Raw genomic sequence first — 3445 nt, 5'->3', positions numbered from 1 at the left:
TCAGACATAATCTTCTTCTCATTAACATCAACAAAACATTTAAGACGAACAAATCCGTTTATGAAGCCACGCGGAAAAGTTGGAAATTGAATAAAAAAAATTTTTCCAAAATCGATTATGTTTTGGCTGAACACAGGGGAATTGTTCGGGCAATTTTTAAACCGGAAAAATGGCTGGAAACCGAGGACGGAAAGCGCATGTATTTTGAAGGATATGAGGTTACGGATGAAAACATTACAAATCTTTATCTGAACAAAGAATACACCGGAAAGAAAAAAGGGCAACAAAACCCGATTTGTTATATTTGGAAAAAAGACAACCCGGAACAAAAATAATCAAACCAGTAGACATCCCCTTTCCCTTCCTTAAAATAAAAAAACCCCCCGGCCGGAGGGGTGTGCCGCGAATGCGCGAATGATTCTTTTGAATTTTTGCAAGTGGTCGTTTCGATCCATCGGCCTTCGGCAGAGAGTCGACGACCTTTTGGAAATTTCAAATCCGTGCGAAGGTTGGAACCCTTCGCACGGGGAATAGATTGAATAACCAATTTCAACCCGGCCAGACACCACCACTCGGGTTTTATCCCTTGATTACGCTTCTTTTTGTTTTTATATTTAGAGTCATACGCAAAATTCTGAAACGGCAATCAGTTCCGAACCATTCATGGAGGGCCAATGGAAACACCCAGAGAAGAATGGGGCAGTAAGGTTGGATTTATTCTCGCAGCGGCGGGATCGGCTATCGGGCTTGGGAACATCTGGCGTTTTCCTTACATGACGGGAGAAAACGGCGGAGCGGCTTTTGTTCTCATTTATGTTTTCTTTGTGATTTTTATCGGGTTCACCATTATGCTGGCCGAACTCACGATCGGTCGCTATTCTCAGCGCAATGCCGTCGGCGCGTTTGAAGCGATCTTCCCGAAAACAAACTGGAAACTCATCGGTGTCCTGGGTATAATTACCGGCATCGGGATTCTCTCGTTTTACGGCGTTGTGGCCGGCTGGACGCTGGGCTATTTTTTCAAGACATTGCTGGGGGATTTTTCTCACCTGTCCGGGGAAAAGGCCGCGCAGGACGTTTTTGTCGGTTTTATCCGTAACCCGGTTTCTGAGATTGCCTATCTTTTTGTGTTTATTGCGATAACCGTGCTTATTGTTTCAGGGGGTGTTTCCGAAGGCATCGAACGCTGGACGAAAATTCTCATGCCTCTGCTCTTTTTGTTGTTGGTGCTTTTGGTGATTCGGTCGCTTACGCTGGGTTCGGGCGTTTCAGCCGGTTTGTCTTTTTATTTGAAGCCGGATTTCTCGGCCTTGAAGCCCGAAATTTTTATTCGGGCACTGGGACAGGCCCTCTTTTCCCTGAGCCTGGGAATGGGAGCCATGATCACCTACGGCAGTTACATCTCCAAACGGGATAATCTGATTTCCTCGGCCGGTTATGTGGTCTTTTTCGACACGCTCATCGCTTTGCTGGCCGGATTGGCCATTTTCCCGGCTCTTTTTGCCATGGGCATGAGCCCGAAAGGCGGCCCGGGGTTGGTATTTCTAATTCTTCCTTCGATATTTGAAAAGATGCCGCTTGGAATTGTTTTCGGCGCCGGTTTTTTTCTGCTGCTGGCCATTGCCGCTCTTACATCGACCATTTCCCTTCTGGAGGTGGCTGTCGCCTATTTTATTGATGAACGGCACTGGTCCCGGGTAAAAGCGGCTGTCGTTACAGGCATCGTGGCGTTCGTGGTGGGGGTTCCCTCGGCGCTTTCTCAGGGAGCGTCCGGATGGTTCGACCGCATTCCTCTGGTGCACATGCCGTTTTTGGATTTTATGAATGCCCTTTTCGGAAACTACGCCCTAACCGTGGGCTCCTTCTTTATTTCCATTTTTGTCGGCTGGAAATGGGGAATTGCCGCGGCAAGCAAAGAGGTTCAATTGGGCGCGGAAAAATTCAGCCTGCGGCCGGTTTGGGCCTTTTCAATTCGATTTTTTGCCCCGCTGGCCATTTTTATGATCTTTGTTTATTTGATTGTTACCGGACGATTTTTTTGATGAACACACCTGTCATTATTGCGCCGCTTTCTTCCTTTGATATCGCTGCGGCGGCAGAAATTGTTGCAAAAAATAAACTCTGGCAGCGATACGGAACAGATTACGACCAGGCTTATTCCATTTTGCTGAAAGCCCTCCAGGAAGAACGCACCATTTATTCCGCCCGTATTTACGAGCAGGTCGCCGGCTTTGTCTGGTTCGATCGGCAGGGGACGTTTTACCACAGCGGTTACATTCGCTGGATTGCGGTTCACCCCGATTTTCAGGGCAAGGGCGTCGGGAAGATTCTCATGCAATTTGCTGAAGATAAAATTTTTCAAAAAGGGCCCAATGTGTTTTTATTGGTTTCCGATTTTAACACGGAGGCCCAGGGCTTTTATCAGAAAAGGGGCTACAAAAAGGTCGGGGAGTTGGAAGACTTTTACAAACGGGGTATCACCGAATATATTTACAGGAAATCACAAGGGCCCATTGTGCGATGAAATTCCGAAGGATTTTCCAGGCAGCCGGCGTTTTCCTTGGGGTTATTCTTGTCCCGATTTTTTTGACGGTGCAGGCGCAGGCTCAAACGTCCCCCCGCGTTCCAGTTGTTTTCCGATACAAACCGGCTCATCCGGTTCACTCAGTTGTGCTGGCCGGAAGTTTTAATAACTGGTCTAAAACAGCCAACCCTCTGACATTCTCAAAGACCGACAGTACCTGGGAAACCCGGCTGACGCTTCCGTTTGGACGCTACGAATACCGGTTTTTGGTGGACGGTAAGCACTGGGTACGGGACCCCGGCAATCCGGATTACGGCGGAAAGAACAGCAATTCGCTGTTGATCCTGAAAAATCCGCTGGATCCGGACGTGCGGCTGCTGTCTCCGAAACCCGGTGCAGAGCTGCGCAACTTCCCGGTGGTGATTCGGGCTCGTTTTTATCCGGGGCGTTCGGGCGCCGCCGGCAATCCGAAAAAATCGTTTGTCGTTCTGGATAAAAGTACCCGGTACGCCGTCAGTTTTACAGATACGATTCTTTCGTGCCAAATTGACACGCTGGCGGAGGGCTTTCACTCGTTTAAAATTTTTGTTACGGATGTGAACAACCGATCGGCCCGGCCCGTTTGGTCAGGATTTGTAGTCAATCGATTCAACCAGCCGCCGGTTGCCAGCAGCGGACCAACCTGTGTGGGTTTTGTGAAACATCCGGCATCCTTCCATGCCGGCACCAGTTTTGATCCCGACATGGATCCCCTGAAGATGATTTGGTGGACGATCTCGGGTGATTCGGAGGCCGTCTCGATTTTGAATAAGGTTTTTCCCGAATACAAATTTCCCCGGGCAGACACCTTTTATGTGAATCTCCAGGTCAGCGATTCGCTGGCCAAAAGCAAACTGGACAGCAATCGGGCGTTTATTTTTA

At 48.7% G+C, this 3445-nt stretch carries 4 protein-coding genes; all 4 read left to right on the top strand.

Translation table 11 applies throughout. From position 1 onward, the window contains the following. The first annotated feature begins 86 nt into the window (after positions 1-86). Complete coding sequence (locus tag GXO76_15925) at positions 87-335, top strand: hypothetical protein (protein ID NOY79341.1); 249 nt, start codon at positions 87-89, stop codon at positions 333-335. A gap of 339 nt (positions 336-674) precedes the next feature. Continuing rightward, positions 675-2042 carry a sodium-dependent transporter gene (locus GXO76_15920; GenBank protein ID NOY79340.1) on the top strand — a complete coding sequence of 456 codons (1368 nt, stop codon included), beginning with the start codon at positions 675-677 and terminating at the stop codon, positions 2040-2042. Then, positions 2042-2524: a GNAT family N-acetyltransferase gene (locus GXO76_15915; protein ID NOY79339.1), complete on the top strand. Its 483-nt coding sequence runs from the start codon at positions 2042-2044 to the stop codon at positions 2522-2524. Before GXO76_15920 ends, GXO76_15915 begins: the two co-directional genes overlap by 1 nt. After that, positions 2521-3445, top strand: a 925-nt coding sequence (locus GXO76_15910) for a hypothetical protein (GenBank protein ID NOY79338.1), incomplete at its 3' end; no start/stop codon positions are given. The genes GXO76_15915 and GXO76_15910, both read left to right, overlap by 4 nt.

Source organism: Calditrichota bacterium, assembly GCA_013151735.1.
Lineage (GTDB): Bacteria > Zhuqueibacterota > JdFR-76 > JdFR-76 > BMS3Abin05 > BMS3Abin05.
Note: the sequence above shows the minus strand (reverse complement) of the source record. Positions and strands in the feature narration are given on the sequence as shown.